Source organism: Hydrogenophaga sp. NH-16, assembly GCF_004006415.1.
Taxonomy (GTDB): domain Bacteria; phylum Pseudomonadota; class Gammaproteobacteria; order Burkholderiales; family Burkholderiaceae_C; genus Hydrogenophaga; species Hydrogenophaga pseudoflava.
This window is the reverse complement of record NZ_CP029344.1, coordinates 2,745,013-2,768,339: the sequence shown is the minus strand read 5'-3', so window position 1 is coordinate 2,768,339 and position 23,327 is coordinate 2,745,013. Positions and strand designations below refer to the sequence as shown.

The window sequence follows — 23,327 nt, the reverse complement described above, 5'->3', positions numbered from 1 at the left end:
GTGCCAGCCCCGATAATCCCCGCATGCGTTTCCTGATCGACTTTTTCCCCATTGCGCTGTTTGTGGCCGCCTACAAGTTTGGCGACATCTACACCGCGACCGGCGTGCTCATGGCCGCCACCGTGGTGCAGACCGGCATCATCTACGGCATCGACAAGCGGCTGCAGACGCTGCAGAAAGTGACGCTGCTGCTGGTGCTGGTGTTCGGAGCCCTCACGCTGCTGCTGCACGACGAGCGCTTCATCAAGTGGAAGCCCACCGTGCTCTACGCGAGCATGGCGATTGTGCTGGCCGCGGCGCTGTGGGTCTGGAAGAAGAACTTCCTGCAGATCCTCCTGGGCAGCCAGCTCAGCCTGCCGGCGCCGGTGTGGTCGCGCCTCACCGTGATCTGGATCGGCTATTTCCTGTTCATGGCCGCCATCAACGGCTACGTCGCGGCCTACTACTCCACCGAGGACTGGGTCAACTTCAAGCTCTGGGGTTACGTGTTCCCGGTGGTGTTCATCGTCGGCCAGGGTCTGTACATCGCCCGCTACCTCAAGAGCGACACCGAAGCGGGGACCGGCTCATGATCCCGGACCAGCTGTTCGTGCCCACCGCGGCCGCGCTGCAGGCCGCCCTGGACGCTGCCCTCAGCCCGACCCGGCTGGAAGTCATCGACGAAAGCGCGGCCCACGCCGGGCACGCCGGCGCCAACGGGCTGGGCTACGGCACCCATTTCCGGGTGCGCATCGCCGCCCCCGCCTTCACCGGCAAGAGCCGCGTGGCGCAACACCGCCTTGTGTATGATGCGCTGCGCAATTTCACCGACGCCGGCCTGCATGCGCTGGCCATCGAAATCCTCACCTGATCCACACCATGAAACTCTCCCTGTCGGCCCTGACCGCCGCGGCCCTGATCGCTGCCGCTCCCCTGGCCATGGCCCAGAACGTCGCCATCGTCAACGGCAAGGCCGTGCCCAGCAGCCGCGTCACCGCGCTGGAGCAGCAGATTGCAGCCTCAGGTCGTCCGATCGACGAGGCAACCCGCGCCCAGATCAAGGAAGAAGTCATCCTGCGCGAAGTCTTCATGCAGGAAGCCCAGAAGCGCGGTATTGCCGCCACGCCGGAATACAAGGAGCAGATGGAACTGGCCCGCCAGACCATCATGATCCGCGCCCTGTTCGCCGACTACCAGAAGAAGAACCCGGTGTCCGACGCCGACCTGCAGGCCGAGTACGACAAGTTCGCCGCGGCCAACGGCGGCAAGGAATACCGCGCGCGCCACATCCTCGTCGAGAAGGAAGACGAGGCCAAGGCCATCATTGCGGCCATCAAGGGTGGCGCCAAGTTCGAAGACCAGGCCAAGGCCAAGTCCAAGGACCCGGGCTCCGGTGCCAACGGTGGTGACCTGGACTGGGCCAATGCCGCCAGCTACGTGACCGAGTTCTCCGAGGCCATGATCAAACTCGACAAGGGTCAGATGACCCAGGATCCGGTCAAGAGCCAGTTCGGTTACCACATCATCCGTGTCGACGACGTGCGCCAGGCCAAGCTGCCGACCTTTGAAGAACTCAAGCCGCAGATCGCGCAGCAGATGCAGCAGCAGAAGCTGGGCGACTTCCAGCGCTCGCTGCGCGAGAAGGCCAAGATCCAGTAAGGATCGGCGTTCTCCTAAAAAAAAGCGCGGCGTGGTCCGCGCTTTTTTTGTGGCCGCGAGGAAGTGGATCTGGCCACGCCGATCGGATTGGATTTGATCAAATATTAGAACCAGGTGGTTTGGATGCCACAATTCGGCATCCATTTGATCAAATCCAACCATGAACGCGCCCCCCACCGACATCCACAGCTTCCTGAGCGAGCACCGCATCCACGAGGTCGAGTGCGTGATTCCCGACATGACCGGGATCGCCCGCGGCAAGATCCTCCCCAAGGATCTGTTCCTCAGCTCCGGGCACATGCGCCTGCCCAAGAGCGTGCTGCTCAATACCGTCAACGGCCAGCAGCCCGACAACGCCGAGTTCGTCGGCGACACCGACCCCGACATGGTCTGCGTGCCCGATCTGTCGACCGCGCGCATGGTGCCCTGGGCAGCCGAACAGGTCGCGGTCATCATCCACGACTGTGAGGAGTTCGACGGCTCGCCGGTAGCCCTCTCGCCCCGCAGCGTGCTGCGCCGCGTGCTGGCGCTGTACGACGCACAGGGCTGGCAGCCGGTGGTGGCGCCCGAGATGGAGTTCTACCTGGTGGCCCGCCAGCAGAATCCGCACGAACCGCTGCAGCCGCCGCTGGGCCGCACCGGCAAGCCCGAGGCCGGCCGGCAGTCGTATTCCATCGACGCGGTCAACGACTTCGACCCCTTCTTCCTGGAGCTCTCGCGCTTCTGCGAGGTGCACCGCCTGGGCGTCGAGACCCTGATCCACGAGGCCGGCGCCGGCCAGATGGAGATCAACTTCACCCACGGCGACGCCATGGACCTGGCCGACCGGGTGTTCCTGTTCAAGCGCACCGTGCGGGAAACGGCGCTGCGCCACGGCATCTTCGCCACCTTCATGGCCAAGCCGATGGAGGCCGAGCCGGGCAGCGCGATGCATATCCACCAGAGCATCCTGGACCGCGCCACCGGCCGCAACATCTTCAGCGAAGAGGACGGCGCGGTGACGCCGCATTTCCGCCACTTCATCGCCGGCCTGCAGCGCTACCTGCCGCAGGTGATGCCGATGCTGGCGCCCTATGTGAACTCCTACCGGCGCCTCTCGCGCTACATGTCGGCGCCGATCAATGTGCAGTGGGGCTACGACAACCGCACCTGCGGCATCCGCGTGCCGGAGTCCGACGCCGCCAACCGCCGGGTGGAGAACCGCGTGCCGGGCGTGGACGTGAACCCGTACCTAGCCATGGCTGCGACGCTGGGTGCCGGTTACCTGGGGCTGATGGAGAAGCGCCAGCCCAGCGAGCCGATGAAAACCAGTGCCTGGGACAGCGACCAGGACCTGCCCAGCCACATGGAGGACTCGATCCGCCGCATGCGCGAGTGCGAAGCGCTGCGCGATGTCTTCGGCGGGGCCTTCATCGACGCCTTCCTCGCGGTCAAGGAACTGGAGTACGCCACCTACAACCGCGTGATCAGCTCCTGGGAGCGCGAGCACCTGCTGCTGCTGGTCTGAGGAGACACACCACATGACGCAAGAACAACGACCCACCCGCGCCGGCCTGGACTGGCCGCGCGCGCAGGCCTTCCTCGCGCAGGAACGCGCCCGGTTCACCAATGCCCACCCGCGCTCGGCGGCCCTCGCCGCCCGCGCCCGCGACCACCTGCTGTTCGGGGTGCCGCTGCACTGGATGAACGACTGGGGCACGCCGTTTGCGCTGCACGTCGACCACGCCAGCGGCGCCCAGGTCACCGATGTGGACGGGCACACCCTGGTCGACTTCTGCCTGGGCGACACGGGCGCCATGTTCGGCCATTCGCCCGCCCCGGTGGCGGCCGCCGTCGCCCGCCAGGCCACCCGCGGCTTCACCACCATGCTGGCCACCGAGGACGCTGCCGTGGTCGGCGAGCAGCTGGCACAGCGCTTCGGCCTGCCGGTCTGGCAGTTCGCGATGAGCGCCACCGACGCCAACCGCTACATCGTGCGCTGGCTCCGCGCCGCCACGGGGCGCCAGAAGATCCTGGTCTTCAACGGCTGCTACCACGGCACCATCGAGGACGTGTTCGTCGACCTGGTGGATGGTCGGCCGGTGCAGCGCGACAGCCTGCTGGGCCAGGTGCACAACCTGCTGGACACCACGGTGGTGGTCGAGTTCAACGACCTGGCCGCGCTCGACGCCGCACTGGCTGATGGTGACGTGGCCTGCGTGCTGGCCGAACCGGTGATGACCAACATCGGCATGGTGCTGCCCGAGCCCGGCTACTGGGCCGAAGCTCAGCAGATCATCCGCCGCCACGGCACGCTGCTGGTGATGGACGAGACCCACACCATCAGCACCGGCCCTGGCGGCTACGCCCGCGCCCAAGGCATCGCTCCCGATGCCTTGGTGCTCGGCAAACCGGTGGGCGGCGGCGTACCCTGCGCGGTCTACGGCATGAGCGCCGAACTGGCGGCCCGCGCCGAACGGGCCAAGCGCGAGGCCCCACCGGGCCACAGCGGCATCGGCACCACGCTGACCGGCAACATGCTGGCCATGGCCGCGATGCGCGCGGCTCTCACCGAGGTCATGACCCCGGCCGCCTACGGGCACATGCTGGCACTGGCGCAGCGGCTGGCTGCCGGGCTGCGGGAGGTGATCGCGCGGCATGGCCTGCCCTGGTGCGTGACCCAGGTCGGCGCGCGCACCGAGTTCCAGTTCTGCCCGACCCCGCCCAGGAACGGCAGCGAGGCCGACCGCATCCTCGACGGCGAGCTGGAACACCTGATCCACCTTGGCCTGCTCAACCGCGGCGTCATGATCACGCCCTTCCACAACATGATGCTGGTCTGCCCGCAGACCACCGACGAGCACGTCGTGCAGCTGATCGGCGCGCTCGACGAGGCGCTGACCCAGATCACACAGAAGGCATGAAGACCCCCGCCCCGACCCAGCAGGACGAGACCTATGCGCGGTTGCGCCAGTGGGTCACCGTGGGCCAGTTCCTGCCGGGGGAGCGGCTGAAAATCCACGCCATCGCCGAGAAGCTGGGCGTGGGCGTGATGCCGGTGCGCGCCGCGCTGCAGCGGCTGGCGGCCGAGGGTGCGCTGGTCAACGTGCCCCACGCCGGCATGCAGGTGCCCAAACTCTCGCTGGCCGAGTTCGACGATGTGCTGCAGACCCGGCTGCTGCTGGAAGGCGAAGCGGCCGAGCGTGGCGCCCACCGGCTCGACGCCACCGGTGTGGCCGAGCTGCTGGCGCTGGAGCAGCGCATGCGCGAGGCGCTCAAGGCCGGTGATGCCAAGGGCTATCTCGACGCCAACGAGCTGTTCCACCTGCGCCTGTACCAGGCCGCCGCCTCCCCCACCCTGCTCTCGCTGATCGAGACCGTCTGGCTCAAGGTCGGGCCGCTGTCGAACAGGCTGTTCGAGGTGGAAGCCTCGCAGCGCGTGATCAACGACGCCCACGGCGACGCGGTGATGGCGCTGCGCCTGCGCGACAGCGCCGGCGTGCGGCGCGCGATCGAGAAGGATCTGTTCGTGGCCGCGCAGTTTCTGCGGCCGTTCTGCGCCTGAACCAGCTCAGCCGCGCCACCAGAGGAAGGCGGCCAGCAGGCCGATCATCACCGGCTGGTGCAGCAGGTAATACGACAGGCTCCAACGCCCCAGCACCACCAGAGAGCGGCGCAGCCCGGTGGCCGCCGCGTCGCCCGCGCCCAGCCATTGCGGTCGGTGTGCCAGCGCCCAGCGCCCGGCGGCGACGCCCCACCACATCACGCCCAGCCAGGGCAGCACCGGAGCGTAGTCCTCGGTCACCGGCAGCTCGCTGATGAAGCCCAGCGCGTTCCAGCCCGGCTGGTTCAGGAACGCCAGCGACGGCAGCGCACCGATCACCAGCGGCGCGATCCACTTCATTGAGATCGCCAGCGCGCCCAGCGGCCAGAGCCAGGTGCCCCAGCCCGCCGTCAGTCGCACCAGGACCAGCATGGCCGCAATGCCGTGCAGGATGCCAAAGTAGATGAAGGTGTCCGGGAACATCAGCCAGGAGCCAATGCTCACCAGCAGCGCCCCACCCGCCACCTGCGCCCAGCGCTTCCAGAACCGCGGCCAGCCCTGCCCCTGCTGCAGCGCCACCGCCTGCGACAGCCCGGCGGTGAACAGGAACAGGCTCACGATGAACGTGCGCTGCCAGGTCCAGAACGGGTCGTCGTAGAAGTCCTGCTGAATGAAGCCGAAGTGGTTGAGGTCGAAGCAGAAATGGAAGGCCGTCATCCAGAGCATCGCCGCGGCGCGCAGGATGTCGATGCGGTCCAGGCGGGTGGTGGCCTTCACCGGCAACTCGAATGCACCTTCAGCAGCAGCTGTGCCAGTTCGCGCGGCGCGCTGACCATCGGGTCGTGCCCCGTCGCCAGTTCGTACAAAGTCCAGCCCGGCTCGCTGCGCACGCGCTTGCGGGCGGCGTCGATGGTGGCCAGCGGCGGGTTCGTGCAGTCGATGAAGCTGTGCGGTATGGACCAGACCAGGGCCGGGTCGAACAGCAGGGTCTCGTGGTAGAGGCGGTAGGGCTGCGGCGTCTGGCGGCGGTTGACCCAGTCGCGGTCGGCGCCATCCAGCCCGAACACACTGGCGTCCGGCGGCGGAAAGCTCAGCCCGCCGCTGCTGCGCTGCGCCTCGGCGGCCCGCTTGGCCACGGTCTCCGCCGAGTGGGGCGTGCTCCAGCTGTTGCCGGGGTCTGGAACGCCCGCATCCAGATAGACCAGGTGCTGCAGCAGGCCGGGGTGCGCGCGCTGCAGGCGGTCGGCCACGCAGGTGATCAGGTTGCCCGCGTAGCTGTGGCCGACCAGCACCACGCGCTCCAGTTCCTCGGCTTCGATCAGCCCGATCACGTCCTGGATGTGGGTGTTGATGCCGACCGTCGGGCTCAGCAGGTGCGCACGTTCGCCCACGCCGGTGAGGGTGACGGCGTGGGTGTCCACACCGGCGCCGCGCAGCAGCGGCAGCACCCGCTTCCAGCACCAGGCGCCGTGCCAGGAGCCGTGGACGAGGACGATGGCAGTGCCGGAAGGGTCGTGGGATGCAGGCATGGGCGATCTCCGGGACAATATCGGGTTGATTTGCGGGGCCGTCAGTGGCCCCGATTCTGCCTGCACTGCCCACTTTTTTCGCGTCACCATGTTGCCCCACCAGCTCGAACTGCTTGCCCCCGCCCGCGACGCCGACATCGGCATCGAGGCCGTGAACCACGGGGCCGACGCGGTCTACATCGGCGGCCCGTCCTTCGGCGCACGCACCAGCGCCGACAACAGCGTGGCCGACATCGCCCGCCTCGCGCGGCACGCGCACCGCTACAACAGCCGCATCTTCGTGACGATGAACACCATCCTGCGCGACGACGAGCTGGAGCCGGCGCGCAAGCTGGCCTGGCAGCTCTACGACGCCGGGGTGGACGCGCTGATCATCCAGGACATGGGCCTGCTGGAGATCGACCTGCCGCCGATCCAGCTGCACGCCAGCACCCAGACCGACATCCGCACGCCCGAAAAAGCCCGCTTCCTGCAGGACGCCGGCCTGTCCCAGATCGTGCTGGCGCGCGAACTCACGCTGCAGCAGATCGCCGCCATCGACGCCGCGCTCGGCCCGAAAGACGCGCCCGGCCGCGCCATCCTAGAGTTCTTCGTGCACGGCGCACTCTGTGTGGCCTACAGCGGCCAGTGCTACATCAGCCACGCCCACACCGGGCGCAGCGCCAACCGCGGCGACTGCTCGCAGGCCTGCCGCCTGCCCTATGAGGTGAAAGACAGCCAGGGCCGCATCGTGGCGCACGACAAGCACGTGCTCTCGATGAAGGACAACAACCAGAGCGACAACCTGCGCGAGATCATCGACGCCGGCGTGCGCAGCTTCAAGATCGAAGGCCGCTACAAGGACATGGCCTACGTCAAGAACATCACCGCGCACTACCGGGTACTGCTGGACGAGATCCTTGAAGAACGCCCCGAACTGGCGCGCGCCAGCAGCGGCGAATGCACCCTCCACTTCCAGCCCGATCCGAACCAGAACTTCAACCGCGAGTTCACCGACTACTTCGTGCAGGGCCGCAAGGAAGACATCGGCGCCTTCGACACGCCCAAGAACCCGGGCCGGCCGATCGGCCATGTCACCGCCACCGGGCCCAATTTCGTCGAGCTGCAGACCGACGACCAGAGCACCGTGATCCACAACGGCGACGGCCTGTGTTACCTGGACCTGCAGAAGGAGCTGGTGGGCCTGCAGATCAACCGCGCCGAAGCGGTGAACAAGAAAGGTCTCTGGCGGGTGTTCCCGAAAGACCCGATGCCCGGGTTCAAGGACTTGCGCAAGGGCGTGCAGGTCAACCGCAACCGGGACATGGACTGGGTGCGCGGGCTGGAGAAGAAGTCGGCCGAACGCCGCATCGGCGCCTGGCTGACACTGGCTGAAACCGCTGACGGCCTGGAGCTCACGATCACCGACGAAGACGGACACAGCGGCACCGCCACCTATTCCGCCCAGGTCCACGGCCCGCTGCAGGACGCCAAGGACCCGAGCCAGGCCGAGGCCAAGCTGCGCGAAAACCTCTCCCGCCTGGGCGACACGCTGTTCCAGCCGCTGGACGTGGCCCTGAACCTGAAAGGCCCGCGCTTCGTGCCCGCCTCGCAGCTGAACGCGCTGCGCCGGGACGCGGTGGAACAGCTGGAAGCCGCCCGAGCCGCGGCCTGGCACCGCCTGCCACGCGCCAAGCCGGTCGAGCCGCCCGTCAACTATCCGGAAGACACCCTCACCTACCTGGCCAACGTGTTCAACCACAAGGCGCGCGACTTCTACGCCAAGCACGGCGTCAAAGTCATCGCCGCCGCCTACGAAAGCCACGAGGAAGAAGGCGAAGTCAGCCTGATGATCACCAAGCACTGCGTGCGCTTCTCGCTCAGCCTCTGCCCCAAGCAGGCCAAGGGCGTGACCGGCGTGCAGGGCACGGTGCGCGCCGAGCCGATGCAGCTGATCAACGGCAAGGAGAAGCTGACCCTGCGCTTCGACTGCAAGCCCTGCGAGATGCACGTGGTCGGCAAGATCAAGCGCAGCGTGATGAACGCCGCGCCGGCAAGCCCGGTGACGTTCTACCGAACGCGACCGGCGACCCCGGCCTGAGTCATCAGGCGTCCTCGCGCGCCTCGATCACCAGCTCCCGCACCCGCACGCCCTTGACGGCGGCGATGGCCCGGATGCGCAGGCCCTGCTCGGCCTCCAGCCGCATCCGCTGGTGGTAGTCCAGGCTGTCCGTCTGGCCGGGGTTGTGGGCAGGAATGCGGCGCGACCACTGGCGCCGGCCATCGAACTCCACGGTCAGCTCCAGCCAGGCGCCGTCGGTGTCGGCGGGCACATCGACCAGCAGAGCGGCGTCCACGTCGAACACCCGGGCCCGGCCATTAAGGCCCGGGATGTCCAGGACCGCTACGCTGTCTGCGCTCTGGACGCGCCAGTGTTCGGGGCGGGAATCATGAGGGTTGCCAGGGCGATTTTTCACGTCGCCCGAACTGTAGACCATGCCCGCTCAGACCGCGGCCATGGTCCACTGAAGGTGGATCAGATGTAGGCCGCCACCGGCTTGACGTGGCGCATGTGCAGGCTCAGACCCAGCGCAGCCATGTGGTTGCTGTTGCGGCCCAGGATCACCTCCGACAGCGGCAGGAACTCGGCCTCTTCGTAGGCGGCATGGGCGGTGTACTCGGTGACCAGGCGCTGCACCTCGCCAATGTCCAGATCGGTGCTCTGGCCTTTAGCGACCTGCTTGAGGCCCTTTTCCAGCCGCTTCCACAGCGCCTCGACCATGCGGTGTTCCTCGGTCAGACGCTTGGTCATGTCCTTCACTCGCTCCAGTTCCTCGCCGGGCTTTGCGCTGGCGATCACCGCTGGAAAGAGCTCGCGCTCTTCTTCCAGATGATGTTCGAAGATGGCTTCCCGGAAGAACTCCAGCGACTGCTCGGCGATCTGGCGTGCGCGTGCGGCGGGTTCCAGCAACGCGGGCAGTTCGTCCAGCGCGTTCAGGCGCTTGAGGATGCCGCTGTGGCAGTTGGAGAAGTTGTTCAGCGGGGCGTCGGTGTCAACGGCGGTGTTCATGGCGGCTCCTCTCGGGTTGGTGTGCACCGAAGCCGGTCTTCAGCACACTCACGATCTGGATGCCAGTCTGGGCCAACCGCGTTGTTGAGGCCTTGACACAAGTCAAGGCCCGCCCCTGTTCATTCAGTGTGCGGACTGGCCGCGCAGCTTGTTGAATGCGTTGAACATCAGCACGCAGACGATGCCGGCAATGAGGCCGGAAACACCGCCGGCCAGGCTGTTGACCACGCCTCCGATGGCACCCAGGCCCTCCGCCCAGTGCTCGACCGCGTGTCCCAGCGCCGGCATGCCGTGCAGCAGGATGCCGCCGCCCACCAGGAACATCGCCGCCGTACCCAGCACCGACAGGGCCTTCATCAGCCAGGGCGCAAAGGCCAGCAGACCTCGGCCGAAGGCTTGCGTGGCGGATGAGCCGCTGCGGCTCAGGTGCAGGCCCGCGTCGTCGAGCTTGACGATGCCGCCGACCAGGCCGTACACGCCCAGGGTCATGATCAGCGAGATGCCGACCAGCACCGCGACCTGCTGGGCAAAGGGTGCTGTGGCGACCGCGCCCAGGGTGATGACGATGATCTCGGCCGAGAGAATGAAGTCGGTGCGCACGGCACCCTTGATCTTCTCCTTCTCGAACGCGACCAGGTCCACTTTCTCGTCGCTCACGGCCTTCACGAGCTCGGCGTGGTGGGCGTCGTCGGCTTCCTTCCCGTGGAAGAACTTGTGCATCAGCTTCTCGGCACCTTCGAAGCACAGGAACAGACCGCCCAGCATCAGCAGGGGTGTGATGGCCCAGGGTGCCACAGCGCTGATGGCCAGCGCCGCCGGCACCAGGATGGCCTTGTTCAGCAGCGAGCCCTTGGCCACCGCCCAGACCACCGGTAGTTCGCGATCGGCGTTCACGCCAGTCACCTGCTGCGCGTTGAGCGCCAGGTCGTCGCCCAGCACGCCGGCTGTCTTTTTCGCGGCCATCTGCGTCATGGCCGCCACGTCGTCGGCGGCGGACACGCTCTGGCGCGCCGCGACCTTGGTCATGGTGGCCACGTCGTCGAGCAGGGTGGCGATGTCGTCAAGCAGTGCGAGCAGGCTGGAGGCCATGGCGGTGGTTCAACTTTCAGGACCAGACAAGGGGAAACAGCGGGTCGTCCATCGCTGCGCCGTCGGGCAGGCGCTGGTCGAGGCCAGGGAATGGCGGGGAGGTGCGCCAGCGGCGGGGCGCGTGGACCGCATCATCGCCCAGGTAGCGGGCCGAAAAAACGCGCCGCCGCGTGCCCGGACCGGTGCCGCTGCTGGCGTGCAGGCTGAGCATGTGGAAGGCCACGCAGTCGCCCGGCTCCAGCGCCCAGCCCAGTTGCCGGTAGGTGCCGGGCTCGGCGTCGATGGGCGGCAACTCTGCCAGCGTGCCCTCCGGGAACCACTTGGCCTGCTGGTCGCGGAAGGTGCGCGGCATGTACCAGGTGCCGTCGTGCGAGCCGGCGACGAAGCGCAGCGTGCTGGCCAGCGGCACCGGGTCGACCGGTATCCAGAAGCTGACGTTCTGCCTGCCGCCGACGTTGTAGTACGGCTGGTCCTGGTGCCACGGTGTCGGCTGGCGGGTACCGGCTTCCTTGACCAGCAGGTGGTCGTGGTACAGGCGCGCCGTGCGGCTCTGCATCAGCTGGGCGGCCAGATGCGGCAGGGCCGACTCCTTGAGGATGCGCTGGTAGTCCGGGTTGGTCTGCCAGGTGCAGAAGTCCTCGACGAAGCGGCCGGGGTCGTCGGGCTCGCTCGCCACCAGCGCCAGCGGGCTCAGGTGCGCCAGGTTGTGCTCGATGCCAGCCTCCAGCGTGCGCAGCTCGTCGGCGTTGAGCACGCCCCGCAGCACCACCGCCCCGTCGCGGGCGTAGGCCTGGATGGTGTCGTCGGGCAGGGGGTGCGAGCGGCTCATCGTGCGATCAGCCCACCCACTTGCGCGCGTTGCGCCAGATGCGCATCCACGGGCTCAGGTCGCTGGCGCTGCCGCTGGTCCAGCTCATCTGGATGTTGCGGAACACGCGCTCGGGGTGCGGCATCATGGCCGTGAAGCGGCCATCGGCCGTGGTGACGGACGTCAGGCCGCCCGGGCTGCCGTTCGGGTTGAACGGGTACTGCTCGGTGGCGGCGCCGCTGTTGTCGACGAAACGCATGGCGGCGATGGCCTGCGCCGGGTTGCCACGGTGCCTGAAGTTGGCAAAGCCCTCGCCGTGCGCGACGGCGATCGGCAGCCGGCTGCCGGCCATGCCCTGCAGGAACAGGCTGGGCGATTCCAGCACTTCCACCATGGACAGGCGGGCTTCGAAACGCTCGCTCTGGTTGGTGGTGAAACGCGGCCAGGCCTCGGCGCCGGGGATGATGTCGGCCAGCTCGGCGAACATCTGGCAGCCGTTGCAGACGCCCAGGCCGAAGGTGTCGGCGCGGCCGAAGAAGCCCTGGAACTGCTCGGACAGCACCGGGTTGAAGGTGATGCTGCGCGCCCAGCCGATGCCGGCGCCCAGCGTGTCGCCATAGCTGAAGCCGCCACAGGCGACCACGCCCTTGAAGTCGGCCAGCTTGGCGCGGCCCGACTGCAGGTCGGTCATGTGCACGTCGTAGGCCTCAAAGCCGGCCTGGGTGAAGGCGTAGGCCATTTCCACGTGCGAGTTCACGCCCTGCTCTCGCAGGATCGCGACCTTGGGGCGGCTCAGGTTCAGGAACGGCGCGGCCACGTTGTCCAGCGGGTCGAACGTCAGGGCCACGTGCATGCCCGGGTCTTCCGGAAGACCGGCGGCGGCGTGTTCGCTGTCGGCGCAGGCCGGGTTGTCGCGCTGCTGGTTGATCTTCCAGCTGACGCTGTCCCAGACCTGCTGCAGGTCGTACAGGCTGGCGCTGAACACCGCCTTGGTGTCGCGCCAGACCTGCAGCTGGCCCTTGCCCACGTCGATGGACGAGGACGCCGGGCGGGTCTTGCCGACGAAGTGGCTGTGCTTGGACAGGCCGTGCTCGCGCAGGGTCTGCATCACGGCGTTGCGGTCTTCGGTCTTCACCTGCAGCACGACGCCCAGCTCTTCGCTGAACAGGGCCTTGAGCGTGAGTTCCTCGCGGCGGGCGCTGACCTGCTGCGCCCAGTTCTTGGCGTCGCCGCTGTCCATGCGGCTGTCGGAAATGCCGTCGCCTTCGGTGACCAGCATGTCCACGTTCAGAGATACGCCCACATGGCCGGCGAAGGCCATCTCGGCCGCCGCGGCCAGCAGGCCGCCGTCTGAACGGTCGTGGTAGGCCAGGATCTGGCCCTTGGCGCGCAGCGCGTTGACGGCATTGACCAGATTGATCAGGTCCTGCGGGCTGTCCAGGTCGGGCACCTCGTCACCAGGCTGACCCAGCGTCAGGCCCAGCACGCTGCCGCCGAGGCGGTTGCGGCCTTTGCCCAGGTCGACCAGTACCAGGGTGGTGTCGTCGATATCGCGGTTGAGCTGCGGCGTGAGCGTGCCGCGCACGTCGGCCAGCGTCGCGAAGGCGCTGACGATCAGGCTCACCGGCGAGGTGACCTTCTTCTTTTCGCCGTCTGCCGTCCACTGCGTGCGCATGGACAGGCTGTCCTTGCCCACCGGCACCGACACGTCCAGCGCCGGGCACAGCTCCATGCCGATGGCCTTGACGGTGGCGTACAGGTCGGCGTCTTCACCGGGTTCGCCGCAGGCGGCCATCCAGTTGGCCGACAGCTTGACGCGGGGCAGCTCGATGGGCGCGGCCAGCAGGTTGGTGATGGCTTCAGCCACGGCCATGCGGCCCGAGGCCGCGGCGTTGATGGCAGCCAGCGGCGTGCGCTCGCCCATGGACATGGCTTCACCGGCGAAACCGGCGTAGTCGGCCAGGGTCACGGCGCAGTCGGCCACCGGCACCTGCCAGGGGCCCACCATCTGGTCGCGGTGAGTCAGTCCACCCACCGTGCGGTCGCCGATGGTGACCAGGAAGCGCTTGGAGGCGACGGTCGGGTGGCTCAGCACGTCGATCACGGCCTTTTCCAGCGACACGCCGGTGAGGTCCATCGGCTGGAAGCTGCGTTGCACCGTTCTCACGTCGCGGTGCATCTTGGGCGGCTTGCCCAGCAGCACGTCCATGGGCATGTCGACCGGGCTTTCCTTGCTCTCGTCCACCAGCGACAGGTGGCGCTCTTCGGTGGCCACGCCGACGACCGAGAACGGGCAGCGCTCACGCTCGCAGAAGGCCTTGAACTGCTCCAGCGACTCGGGTGCGATGGCCAGCACGTAGCGTTCCTGGCTCTCGTTGCACCAGATTTCCTTGGGCGCCAGGCCGCTCTCTTCCAGCGGCACGGCGCGCAGGTCGAAGCGGGCACCACGGCCTGCGTCGTTCACCAGTTCGGGGAAAGCGTTGGACAGGCCACCCGCGCCCACGTCGTGGATGAACAGGACCGGGTTCTTCTCGCCCTGCGCCCAGCAGTGGTTGATGACTTCCTGCGCCCGGCGCTCGATCTCGGGGTTGCCGCGCTGCACGCTGTCAAAGTCCAGCGAGGCGGCGTTGGTGCCGGTGGCCATGGAGCTGGCGGCGCCGCCGCCCATGCCGATCTTCATGCCCGGGCCGCCGAGCTGGATCAGCAGCGTACCGGCCGGGAAATCGATCTTCTTGGTCTGCGTGGCGTCGATCTGGCCCAGGCCGCCCGCGATCATGATGGGCTTGTGGTAGCCGCGGGTCACGCCGCCCACGTCCTGCTCGTATTCGCGGAAGTAGCCCAGCAGGTTGGGACGGCCGAACTCGTTGTTGAAGGCTGCGCCGCCCAGCGGGCCCTCGGTCATGATCTGCAGCGGGCTGGCGATGTGCTCGGGCTTGCCGCCCGGCTGGTCGCTCAGGCCGCCCCAGAGCTTGGACACGGTGAAGCCGGTCAGGCCGGCCTTGGGCTTGGATCCGCGACCGGTGGCACCTTCGTCGCGGATCTCGCCGCCCGCGCCGGTGGAGGCGCCGGGGAAGGGGGAAATCGCAGTCGGGTGGTTGTGCGTTTCCACCTTCATCAGGATGTGGTGGGTGGCGGCTTCCGCCTGGTAGGCGGGCGATGCATGGCCGCCGGCCTTGGCGACGAAGCGCTCCAGCTGATGCCCTTCCATGATGGACGCGTTGTCCGAGTACGCCACGATGGTGTGTTGTGGCGATGTCTGGTGCGTGTGGCGGATCATGCCGAACAGGCTCTTGTCCTGCGCCACGCCGTCGATGGTGAACTGCGCGTTGAAGATCTTGTGGCGGCAGTGTTCGCTGTTGGCCTGCGCAAACATCATCAGCTCGACGTCGGTCGGGTTGCGCTTCAGGCCGTTGAAGGCGTTGACCAGGTAGTCGATCTCGTCGTCGGCCAGGGCCAAGCCCCATTCGACGTTGGCCTTTTCCAGCGCGGCGCGCCCGCCACCCAGCACATCCACGTGCTCCATGGGCGCGGGGTGCAGTTCGGTGAACAGCGCTTCGGCCTGGCTGCGCTCGGTGGTCACGGCCTCGGTCATGCGGTCGTGCAGCAGGTCGGCCACGGTGCGCAACTGCTCTTCGGACAGGCTCGCCTTGCCCAGCAGGCCGCTCTTGAGTCCGACGCGGAACTCGACCAGGCGCTCGACGCGGTGCAGCGCCAGGCCACAGTTGTGCGCGATGTCGGTGGCCTTGGAGGCCCAAGGGGAGACGGTGCCCAAGCGGGGCAGCACGTAGAGAGCGGGGGCACCGGCCTTTTCGGCGGCGAGGAAGGCTTCGGTGGCCGGCTCGCCGTAGGTCAGCAACTGCCCCAGGCGCTCCACCGTGGCGGCATCGGGCGCAGCGTCGAACGACGCCAGGTGCACGAAGCGGGCGCTCAGGCCGGTGATCTTGTCGGAAATGCCCTGCAGACGGGGCAGGAGTTGCTGGACTTTGAAGTCGCTGATGGCGTTGCCGCCATCAAAAAAGCGCAGGTGCAGGGTCACGGTGGGTGGCCTTGGGGCTGGATGACCGCAGGGGTCGGTGAAAACCCGAGATTTTACCTTTGCCCCTCAACCCGAATCACCCCGCAGGCGGCATCCAGGCCAGCGGGGAACCGGCTCCGCCGGGCCGCAGCTGGCGCCCCCTGGGGGGGCGCGAATCGGCGCGGGGGGGCTAAAACTGGTAGCCGACGCTCACCTTGATGACCGGCAGCACCTTGGCGCTGTTCAGGTCGTCCTGCACCTTGCGTTCTTCCGCGGCGATGGCCGCCTGCGCGCCCGGCTGGGCCAGCAGGCCGCCCGAACCGGTCAGCCGGACCTTGGGCTTGCCGATGGACACGCCCAGGTCCAGACCGAAGGTCCAGCCCGGCTCGTTGTGCCGGCCGTGGCCCCAGCCCACGCCGATGTAGGGCATGGTGCTCGGGTACTTGATGTCGGCGCGCAGCGAGTTGCCGGTGGCGTCGAAGCGCTGGCCGTCGATGGTGACCGAGCCGTTCGTGGCCTGCGCGTTCAGCGCGGCCGAGGTGCCGCCGAAGGTGGCGCCGCCCACCAGGCGGAACGTGCCCAGGAAGGGGCGGAAGTCGACGAACACGCCGTTGCCCTTGAGCTTGAGGTCACCCTTGTAGGTGATCTGGTCTTCGGTGTAGGTGTCCGATTCGGTGAGGCTGGCCAGCTCGCCGCGAATGCCCAGCGCAGGGCCGACTGGCAGGTTCAGCCCCACCCCTGCACCACCTGTACCGACAACGCCGTATACGCCCACGCCCTGCGCCAGCGCAGAGCCCGTCAGGGCCATCAGGGACAAACCGGTGATCAATAGCTTCTTCATTCGAGCGCCTCTCTGTGGGGGTGTTGGGGAGCGGGCGAGTATAGAAGTGGCGACAGCGCCCGGGTGGCTATTTCACCCTTCGTTTCAAACCGTTGCCCGCCACGGGATAATTGCGTCCCATGAGCATCACCTACAAAGACGAGGCTGGCATCGCCGGCATGCGCACGGCCTGTCGGCTGGCGTCCGAAGTGCTGGACTTCCTGACCCCGCACATCCAGCCTGGCGTGACCACCCTGGAGATCGACCGCCTCTCGGCCGAGTACATGAAGCAGCAGGGCACGCGCTCGGCCACCGTCGGCTACCAGCCCCCGGGCTACCCGCCCTACCCGGGCCACCTCTGCACCTCGATCAACCACGTCGTCTGCCACGGCATCCCCAACGACAAGCCGCTGAAGAAGGGCGACATCCTCAACGTCGACGTCACCGTGATCACGCCGGAGGGCTGGTACGGTGACAACAGCCGCATGTTCCTCATCGGTGGCGAGGCCGCCTGCAGCGTGCAGGCCCGGCGGCTGACCCAGGTCACCTTCGAGGCCATGTGGAAGGGCATCGTGATGGTCAAGCCCGGCGTGCGCCTGGGCGACATCGGCCACGCGATCCAGACCTACGCCGAAGGCAACGGCTATTCCGTGGTGCGCGAGTTCTGCGGCCACGGCATCGGTCAGCGCTTCCACGAAGAGCCGCAGGTGCTGCACTACGGCCGCCCCGGCACGCTCGAAGAGCTCAAGCCTGGCATGACCTTCACCATCGAGCCCATGATCAATGCCGGCAAGCGCGACATCAAGGAGATGGGCGACGGCTGGACCATCGTCACGCGCGACCGTTCGCTGTCTGCGCAGTGGGAACACACCGTGCTGGTCACGCCCACGGGCTACGAGGTGCTCACGCTCTCGGCCGGCAGCCCGCCCCTTCCCTCGTTCGTGACCACCACCGCCTGCTGATTCCGGAGCGCTCCCATGGCTGAAGCTGCAGGCGATCTCGGCGCGCTGCGCCAGCGCTACCGCGAAGACAAAACCACCTTGTTCACCCAGCTGGGCGAACAGGGTTCATCGACCCGCGGCGTGCGCCGCACCCTGCAGCAACTGGCCCGGCTGACCGACGGCACGCTGCGCCAGCTCTGGACCAATGCAGGCTTCGGTCCGGGCTTCTCGCTCCTGGCTGTCGGCGGCTATGGCCGTGGCGAGCTGTTCCCGAACTCGGACGTCGACGTGCTGGTGCTGCTGCCCGACGGCGCGACGCCAGATGGCGATGAAGCGCTGAAGGCGCGTCTGGAGTCCTTCATCGGCGCCTGCTGGGACGTGGGGCTGGAAATCGGCTCCAGCGTGCGCACCGCCGCCGAATGCGTCGAAGAGGCCGTGCGCGACGTGACGGTGCAGACCTCGCTGCTCGAATGCCGCCTGATTGTGGGCTCGCGGGCGCAGTTCACAGGCTTGGTGCGGCGCCTGGGCGAGGTCATGGACCCCAAGGCCTTCTTTGTGGCCAAGACGCTGGAAATGCGCCAGCGCCACACCAAGTACGAGAACACGCCCTACTCGCTCGAACCCAACTGCAAGGAGTCGCCGGGCGGCCTGCGCGACCTGCAGGTCATCCTCTGGGTGGCCAAGGCCGCCGGCTTGGCGCGCAGCTGGGACGAGCTGGCGCGCCGGGGCCTGGCCACGCCGCTGGAGGTGCGCCAGATCAAGGCCAACGAGGCCCTGCTGAGCCTGATCCGCGCGCGGCTGCACCTGCTGGCCCACCGGCGCGAAGACCGGCTGGTGTTCGACCTGCAGACCGCAGTGGCCGAGTCCTTCGGCTACAAGGCGCAGGCACCGGCCTCCGCCGGCCCGCACGAGCAGCCACCGGCGCCCACCGCCCGCCTGGCCCGCCGCGCCAGCGAGGAGCTGATGCGGCGCTACTACTGGGCCGCCAAGGCCGTGACCCAGCTCAACCAGATCCTGCTGCTCAACATCGAGGAGCGGCTGAACAGCGACGAGAGCGGCGCCGACCAGATGCGCCCGATCAACGAGCGCTTCTACGACAAGGCCGGCATGCTGGAAGTGGCCAGCGACCACCTCTACCTCCGGCAGCCGCACGCCATCCTCGAAACCTTCCTGCTATACCAGACCACGGTGGGCATCAAGGGCCTGTCGGCGCGCACGCTGCGCGCGCTGTACAACGCGCGCCCGATCATGAACGGCGCCTTCCGCGCCGACCCGGTCAACCACGCCACCTTCCTGCAGATCCTGCAGCAGCCCGAGGGCATCACGCACGCCATGCGGCTGATGAACCAGACCTCGGTGCTGGGCCGCTACCTCTGGGTGTTTCGCCACATCGTCGGCCAGATGCAGCACGACCTGTTCCACGTCTACACCGTGGACCAGCACATCCTGATGGTCCTGCGCAACGTGCGCCGCTTCTTCATCGCCGAGCACTCGCACGAATACCCGTTCTGTTCGCAGCTGGCCGCGGGCTGGGACAAGCCCTGGATCTTCTACGTGGCGGCGCTGTTCCACGACATCGCCAAGGGCCGCGGCGGCGACCACTCCGAGCTGGGTGCGCGCGACGTGCGCAGCTTCTGCCGCCAGCACGGCATCGCGCGCGAAGACGCCAAGCTGATCGAGTTCCTGGTGTCCGAACACCTGACCATGAGCCGCATCGCGCAAAAGGAAGACCTGAGCGACCCGGACGTGATCACCGCCTTCGCCCAGCGCGTGGGCAACGAGCGCTACCTCACGGCGCTCTACCTGCTCACGGTGGCCGACATCCGCGGCACCAGCCCCAAGGTGTGGAACGCCTGGAAGGGCAAGCTGCTGGAAGACCTGTACCGCTACACCCTGCGCGCCCTGGGCGGCCGCGCTCCCGACCCGGACGCCGTGGTCGAGGCGCGCAAGCGCGAGGCCCTGTCCATGCTGGCGCTGCACGCCCTGCCCCACCAGGCGCACAAGGCCCTGTGGGACACGCTGGACGTGGGCTATTTCATGCGCCACCAGGCCGACGAGATCGCCTGGCACACACGGGTGCTCACGCGCCAGCTGGCCATCAACGCACGCAGCAGCACCGGGGTGCCCCCCGACGCCGCCATCGTGCGCGCCCGCCTCTCGCCCGAGGGCGAGGGCCTGCAGGTGCTGGTCTACTCGCCGGACCAGAACGACCTCTTCGCCCGCATCTGCGGCTACTTCGACAACGCCGGGTTCTCGATCCTCGACGCCCGCATCCACACCACCATGACCGGACACGCGCTGGACACCTTCCAGGTGGTGGCGCCCACGCTGTCGGAGCACTACCGCGAGCTGATCGCGATGGTCGAAAACAAGCTCGCCAGCACCATCGACGAGCGCGGCCCGCTGCCGCCGCCCAGCAAGGGGCGGCTCTCGCGCCGGGTCAAGAGCTTCCCGATCACGCCACGGGTGGACCTGCGGCCGGACGAAAAAGCCCAGCGCTGGCTGCTGAGCATCTCCGCCAGCGACCGCGCCGGCCTGCTCTACTGCATCTCGCGCGTGCTGGCCCAGCACCACATCAGCGTGCAGCTGGCCAAGGTCAGCACCCTGGGCGAGCGGGTCGAGGACACGTTCCTGATCAGCGGACCCGAGCTGCAGGTCAACAAGCGCCAGATCGAAATCGAGACCGAGTTGCTGGAAACGCTGGAGGGCTGAGCGCCCTCCAGCTGTCCGCTCAGGCGGGGTGGCTCAGTGCGTTCGGGTCCCGCTCGTGGGCGCGCTCATCGCGCACCTGGCGGCCGAACAGGCGGGCGAAGAAGATGCTCAGGTCGTCGACGATGGTGAACACCGCCGGCACCACCAGCAGGCTCAGCAGGGTCGAGGTCACCAGACCGCCGATCACCGCCACCGCCATCGGCGAGCGGAAGCTGCTGTCCGCTGCCCCCGAACCCACCGCCACCGGCAGCATGCCGGCGACCATGGCAATGGTGGTCATGACAATCGGCCGCGCCCGCTTGTGGCAGGCATCCAGGATGGCTTCCAGCCTCGGCAGGCCGCGCTGGCGACGCGCCTCGATGGCGTACTCCACCAGCAGGATGGAGTTCTTCGACGCCACCCCCATCAGCATCACCAGACCGATCAGCGAGGGCATGGAGAAGCTCTTGTTGGTCAGCAGCAGGGCCACGAAGGCGCCCCCGAAGGACATCAGCAGCGCGGGCAGGATGGTCAGCGGCATCAGGAAGGCCTTGAACAGCAGCACCAGCACGATGTAGATGCACAGCACGCCGGTCAGCATGGCCAGGCCGAAGCTGGCGAACAGTTCGCCCTGCACCTCGGCGTCGCCGATCTCCAGCACCTGCACGCCCGGCGGCAGGTTGCGGATGCTGGGCAGCGCGTCCACCGCGGTCTTCATGTCGCCCAGCGGGATGCCGGCGAGCTCGACCTCGAAGTTGATGTTGCGCGAGCGGTCGTAGCGGTCGATCACGGCCGGGCCGCCGCCGAAAGTCAGCGTGGCGACCTGGCTGAGCATGACCGGACCCTTGGCGCCGGGCACGGACAGGCGGCCCAGCACCTCCAGGTTCTCGCGCGCGGCGCTGTCGAGTTTGACCACGATCGGCACCTGGCGCTGCGGCAGGTTCAGCTTGGGCAGGGCGCTGTCGTAGTCGCCCACGGTGGCGATGCGCAGCGTCTCGGCGATGGCCGAACTGGTCACGCCCAGATCGGCGGCGCGCTGCAGGTCGGGCGTGACGATGATCTCGGTGCGCACCAGCGCGGCAGACGACTGGATGCTGCCCACGCCGCTGATGGTGCGCAGGTCGCGCTCGATGGCGCGGGCCGCGGTCGACAGCGCGCTGGCGTCGTTGCCGGTGAGCGTCAGGATGTATTTCTCGCCCGAGCCGCCCAGGCCCACCTTGTAGCGCACGCCCGGCAGACCGGACATCACATCGCGGATCTGGTTCTCGATCACCTGCTTGCGCGGGCGCTGGCCGCGCGGGTCGAGCTGGATGGTCAGCGCCGCCTTGCGCGACTCCTGCGCGCCCTGCGGCGCGAAGGGGTCGGTGCCGGCCGAGCCGGAGCCGATGGTGGTGTACACCGACTTGACGTGCTGCACCCCGTTCACGAGCACCCGCGCCCGTTCGGCGGTGGCCACGGTCTGCGCCAGCGTGGCACCCGGCGGCAGCTCCAGGTAGACCTGGGTCTGCGAGTTGTCGTCCGGCGGGATGAAGCCCTGGGGCAGCAGCGGGATCAGCGCCAGCGAGCCGAAGAAGAAGAGGATGGCGCCGACCAGCGTCAGCCAGCGGTGGCGGATGCAGGCCGCGGCCCAGCGCTGGTAGGTGTCGAGCCAGCCGGGTTCGTTCTGGTTGGTCATCCAGGCCCAGAGGCCGCCGAGGAAGCGGTTGCTGCGCGCCCAGGCCGGCTGCTCCTTGGCGGTCACCACCGGCTTGAGCAGGTAGGCCGCCATCATGGGCGTGAGCGCGCGCGCCACCACCAGCGAGGCGAACACCGCCAGCGCGGCCGTCCAGCCGAACTGCTTGAAGAACTTGCCCGGAATGCCGGCCATGAAGGCCGTGGGCAGGAACACCGCGATCAGGGTGAAGGTGGTGGCGATCACGGCCATGCCGATCTCGTCCGCCGCTTCCATGGCCGCCTGGTACGGCGTCTTGCCCATGCGCATGTGGCGCACGATGTTCTCCACCTCCACGATGGCGTCGTCCACCAGGATGCCGATGACCAGCGACATGGCCAGCAGCGTGACCACGTTGATGGTGAAGCCCATGTAGTGCATGCCGATGAAGGCCGGGATGGCCGACAGCGGCAGGGCCACGGCCGAGACCACGGTGGCGCGGAAGTCGCGCAGGAACAGCCAGACCACCAGCACCGCGAGGATGGCACCCTCGTACAACAGGGTCATGGAGGCGTTGAACTCCTCCTCCACCGGCGTCACGAAGTCGAACGACTCGGTGATCTGCAGATCCGGACGTGCGGCCTGCAACTCCTTGAGCCTGGCGCGCACGCCCTGCCCGACCTCCACCTCGCTGGCACCCTTGCTGCGCGCCACCTCGAAGCCGACCACCGGCTTGCCGTCCAGGAAGGCCGCCGCGGTCGGCTCGGCGATGGTGTCCTTCACGGTCGCGATCTGGTCCAGCCGGATTCGACGGCCATCGGACAGCGAGAGCTCCAGCGCGGCCAGCTCCTCGGCAGACTTCATCGCCGAGAGCGTGCGCAGCGGCTGCTGGCTGCCGCCGATGTCGGCGCGGCCGCCCGCGCTCTCGATCTGCACACGGGCCAGCTGGCGCGATATGTCGGCCGCGGTGGCCCCCAGCGCCTGCAGCTTGAGCGGGTCCAGCAGGATCTGCACCTCGCGGTTGACGCCGCCCACGCGGTTGATCGCACCCACGCCACGCACCGACAGCAGCAGCTTGGCCACGTCGTTGTCGACGAACCAGGAGATAGCCTCGTCGTCCATCTTGTCCGAGCGCACCGTGTAGGCCAGCACCGCACCGCCGGCCAGCTCCAGCTTGTTGACGATGGGCTCGCGCAGGTCGGTGGGCAGGTCGCCGCGCACCTTGGCCACGGCCGAGCGCACGTCGTCCAGCGCTTCCTGTGTGGGTTTCTCGATCCGGAACTCGGCCGTGATCGAGACCGTGCCGTCCTGCACCTTGGTGTAGATGTGCTTGAGGCCCTGCAGCGACGCCAGGCTGTTCTCGATCTTGCGGGCGACGTCGTTTTCCAGCTGGTTGGGCGCGGCGCCCGGCAGGCTGGCGACGATGGTGATGTTGGGCACGTCCAGGTCGGGGAAGTTCTGCACCTTCATCGCCTGGAACGAGAACAGACCGGCGAGCGTGAGCATGACGAACAGCATCGCCGCCGGAATCGGGTTGCGGATGGACCACGCGGAAACGTTCATGGCCGGTCCT

The 23,327-nt window shown here is 67.9% G+C and carries 18 protein-coding genes; 9 read left to right on the top strand and 9 right to left on the bottom strand.

Annotated features, from left to right (window positions below; translation table 11 throughout):
* Nucleotides 1–23: 23 nt before the first annotated feature.
* The 6 genes from DD542_RS13350 (at nucleotide 24) to DD542_RS13325 (ending at nucleotide 5,182) form a co-directional block, all read left to right on the top strand.
* Nucleotides 24–572 (top strand): septation protein A, encoded by a 549-nt coding sequence (locus tag DD542_RS13350; RefSeq protein WP_127805994.1) that lies wholly within the window; start codon nucleotides 24–26, stop codon nucleotides 570–572.
* A complete protein-coding gene (locus tag DD542_RS13345) occupies nucleotides 569–850 on the top strand; it encodes a BolA family protein (RefSeq protein ID WP_066160293.1) in 282 nt (93 codons plus the stop codon). The genes DD542_RS13350 and DD542_RS13345 overlap by 4 nt, the downstream gene beginning before the upstream one ends.
* An 8-nt stretch (nucleotides 851–858) precedes the next feature.
* Entirely contained in the window at nucleotides 859–1,638 is a 780-nt protein-coding gene (locus tag DD542_RS13340; RefSeq protein WP_127805993.1) for a peptidylprolyl isomerase, read from the top strand.
* A gap of 160 nt (nucleotides 1,639–1,798) precedes the next feature.
* Nucleotides 1,799–3,145: a glutamine synthetase family protein gene (locus DD542_RS13335; protein ID WP_127805992.1), complete on the top strand. Its 1,347-nt coding sequence runs from the start codon at nucleotides 1,799–1,801 to the stop codon at nucleotides 3,143–3,145.
* Nucleotides 3,146–3,158: 13 nt separating this feature from the next.
* The gene (locus tag DD542_RS13330; RefSeq protein WP_127805991.1) at nucleotides 3,159–4,541 is read left to right on the top strand and encodes an aspartate aminotransferase family protein; all 1,383 of its coding nucleotides are present in this window, start codon (nucleotides 3,159–3,161) and stop codon (nucleotides 4,539–4,541) included.
* The gene (locus DD542_RS13325) at nucleotides 4,538–5,182 is read left to right on the top strand and encodes a GntR family transcriptional regulator (RefSeq protein ID WP_066160304.1); all 645 of its coding nucleotides are present in this window, start codon (nucleotides 4,538–4,540) and stop codon (nucleotides 5,180–5,182) included. Before DD542_RS13330 ends, DD542_RS13325 begins: the two co-directional genes overlap by 4 nt.
* Before the next feature lie 6 nt (nucleotides 5,183–5,188).
* On the opposite strand, the gene DD542_RS13320 is transcribed toward DD542_RS13325, so the two are convergent.
* Together DD542_RS13320 and DD542_RS13315 are read right to left on the bottom strand one after the other, a co-directional pair.
* Nucleotides 5,189–5,938 (bottom strand): heparan-alpha-glucosaminide N-acetyltransferase, encoded by a 750-nt coding sequence (locus DD542_RS13320; RefSeq protein ID WP_277750654.1) that lies wholly within the window; start codon nucleotides 5,936–5,938, stop codon nucleotides 5,189–5,191.
* A complete protein-coding gene (locus tag DD542_RS13315) occupies nucleotides 5,935–6,690 on the bottom strand; it encodes an alpha/beta hydrolase (protein WP_127805990.1) in 756 nt (251 codons plus the stop codon). The genes DD542_RS13320 and DD542_RS13315 overlap by 4 nt, the downstream gene beginning before the upstream one ends.
* Before the next feature lie 88 nt (nucleotides 6,691–6,778).
* On the opposite strand from DD542_RS13315, the gene DD542_RS13310 reads away from it, so the two are divergent.
* Nucleotides 6,779–8,770 carry a U32 family peptidase gene (locus tag DD542_RS13310; RefSeq protein WP_127805989.1) on the top strand — a complete coding sequence of 664 codons (1,992 nt, stop codon included), beginning with the start codon at nucleotides 6,779–6,781 and terminating at the stop codon, nucleotides 8,768–8,770.
* A 4-nt stretch (nucleotides 8,771–8,774) separates the two neighbouring features.
* On the opposite strand, the gene DD542_RS13305 is transcribed toward DD542_RS13310, so the two are convergent.
* The 6 genes from DD542_RS13305 to DD542_RS13280 form a co-directional block, all read right to left on the bottom strand.
* Complete coding sequence (locus tag DD542_RS13305) at nucleotides 8,775–9,167, bottom strand: hypothetical protein (protein ID WP_127805988.1); 393 nt, start codon at nucleotides 9,165–9,167, stop codon at nucleotides 8,775–8,777.
* A 38-nt stretch (nucleotides 9,168–9,205) separates the two neighbouring features.
* A complete protein-coding gene (locus DD542_RS13300) occupies nucleotides 9,206–9,739 on the bottom strand; it encodes a hemerythrin domain-containing protein (protein ID WP_127805987.1) in 534 nt (177 codons plus the stop codon).
* Nucleotides 9,740–9,862: 123 nt separating this feature from the next.
* The gene (locus DD542_RS13295) at nucleotides 9,863–10,828 is read right to left on the bottom strand and encodes a DUF808 domain-containing protein (RefSeq protein ID WP_127805986.1); all 966 of its coding nucleotides are present in this window, start codon (nucleotides 10,826–10,828) and stop codon (nucleotides 9,863–9,865) included.
* Nucleotides 10,829–10,844: 16 nt separating this feature from the next.
* On the bottom strand, nucleotides 10,845–11,657 hold the full coding sequence (locus DD542_RS13290; RefSeq protein ID WP_127805985.1) for a phytanoyl-CoA dioxygenase family protein: 813 nt from the start codon (nucleotides 11,655–11,657) through the stop codon (nucleotides 10,845–10,847).
* Nucleotides 11,658–11,664: 7 nt separating this feature from the next.
* Nucleotides 11,665–15,672, bottom strand: coding sequence for a phosphoribosylformylglycinamidine synthase (gene purL / locus DD542_RS13285; RefSeq protein ID WP_127805984.1), 4,008 nt, complete (start codon nucleotides 15,670–15,672; stop codon nucleotides 11,665–11,667).
* Between the two features lie 169 nt (nucleotides 15,673–15,841).
* Nucleotides 15,842–16,492, bottom strand: a complete 651-nt coding sequence (locus DD542_RS13280; RefSeq protein ID WP_127805983.1) for a hypothetical protein — start codon at nucleotides 16,490–16,492, stop codon at nucleotides 15,842–15,844.
* 119 nt (nucleotides 16,493–16,611) lie between these two features.
* On the opposite strand from DD542_RS13280, the gene map reads away from it, so the two are divergent.
* The gene (map, locus tag DD542_RS13275; protein ID WP_066160326.1) at nucleotides 16,612–17,433 is read left to right on the top strand and encodes a type I methionyl aminopeptidase; all 822 of its coding nucleotides are present in this window, start codon (nucleotides 16,612–16,614) and stop codon (nucleotides 17,431–17,433) included.
* A 15-nt stretch (nucleotides 17,434–17,448) separates the two neighbouring features.
* Nucleotides 17,449–20,124: a [protein-PII] uridylyltransferase gene (locus tag DD542_RS13270; RefSeq protein ID WP_127805982.1), complete on the top strand. Its 2,676-nt coding sequence runs from the start codon at nucleotides 17,449–17,451 to the stop codon at nucleotides 20,122–20,124.
* Nucleotides 20,125–20,143: 19 nt separating this feature from the next.
* Here the strand turns inward: DD542_RS13270 and DD542_RS13265 are convergent, their stop codons facing one another.
* The gene (locus DD542_RS13265; protein WP_127805981.1) at nucleotides 20,144–23,317 is read right to left on the bottom strand and encodes an efflux RND transporter permease subunit; all 3,174 of its coding nucleotides are present in this window, start codon (nucleotides 23,315–23,317) and stop codon (nucleotides 20,144–20,146) included.
* Nucleotides 23,318–23,327: the final 10 nt, after the last annotated feature.

Coding starts and splice junctions, on each gene's coding strand:
- DD542_RS13350 (WP_127805994.1), top strand. CDS start 24: ATGCGTTTCCTGATCGACTTTTTCCCCATTGCGCTGTTTGTGGCCGCC.
- DD542_RS13345 (WP_066160293.1), top strand. CDS start 569: ATGATCCCGGACCAGCTGTTCGTGCCCACCGCGGCCGCGCTGCAGGCC.
- DD542_RS13340 (WP_127805993.1), top strand. CDS start 859: ATGAAACTCTCCCTGTCGGCCCTGACCGCCGCGGCCCTGATCGCTGCC.
- DD542_RS13335 (WP_127805992.1), top strand. CDS start 1,799: ATGAACGCGCCCCCCACCGACATCCACAGCTTCCTGAGCGAGCACCGC.
- DD542_RS13330 (WP_127805991.1), top strand. CDS start 3,159: ATGACGCAAGAACAACGACCCACCCGCGCCGGCCTGGACTGGCCGCGC.
- DD542_RS13325 (WP_066160304.1), top strand. CDS start 4,538: ATGAAGACCCCCGCCCCGACCCAGCAGGACGAGACCTATGCGCGGTTG.
- DD542_RS13315 (WP_127805990.1), bottom strand. CDS start 6,690: ATGCCTGCATCCCACGACCCTTCCGGCACTGCCATCGTCCTCGTCCAC.
- DD542_RS13310 (WP_127805989.1), top strand. CDS start 6,779: ATGTTGCCCCACCAGCTCGAACTGCTTGCCCCCGCCCGCGACGCCGAC.
- DD542_RS13305 (WP_127805988.1), bottom strand. CDS start 9,167: ATGGTCTACAGTTCGGGCGACGTGAAAAATCGCCCTGGCAACCCTCAT.
- DD542_RS13300 (WP_127805987.1), bottom strand. CDS start 9,739: ATGAACACCGCCGTTGACACCGACGCCCCGCTGAACAACTTCTCCAAC.
- DD542_RS13295 (WP_127805986.1), bottom strand. CDS start 10,828: ATGGCCTCCAGCCTGCTCGCACTGCTTGACGACATCGCCACCCTGCTC.
- DD542_RS13290 (WP_127805985.1), bottom strand. CDS start 11,657: ATGAGCCGCTCGCACCCCCTGCCCGACGACACCATCCAGGCCTACGCC.
- DD542_RS13280 (WP_127805983.1), bottom strand. CDS start 16,492: ATGAAGAAGCTATTGATCACCGGTTTGTCCCTGATGGCCCTGACGGGC.
- map (WP_066160326.1), top strand. CDS start 16,612: ATGAGCATCACCTACAAAGACGAGGCTGGCATCGCCGGCATGCGCACG.
- DD542_RS13270 (WP_127805982.1), top strand. CDS start 17,449: ATGGCTGAAGCTGCAGGCGATCTCGGCGCGCTGCGCCAGCGCTACCGC.
- DD542_RS13265 (WP_127805981.1), bottom strand. CDS start 23,317: ATGAACGTTTCCGCGTGGTCCATCCGCAACCCGATTCCGGCGGCGATG.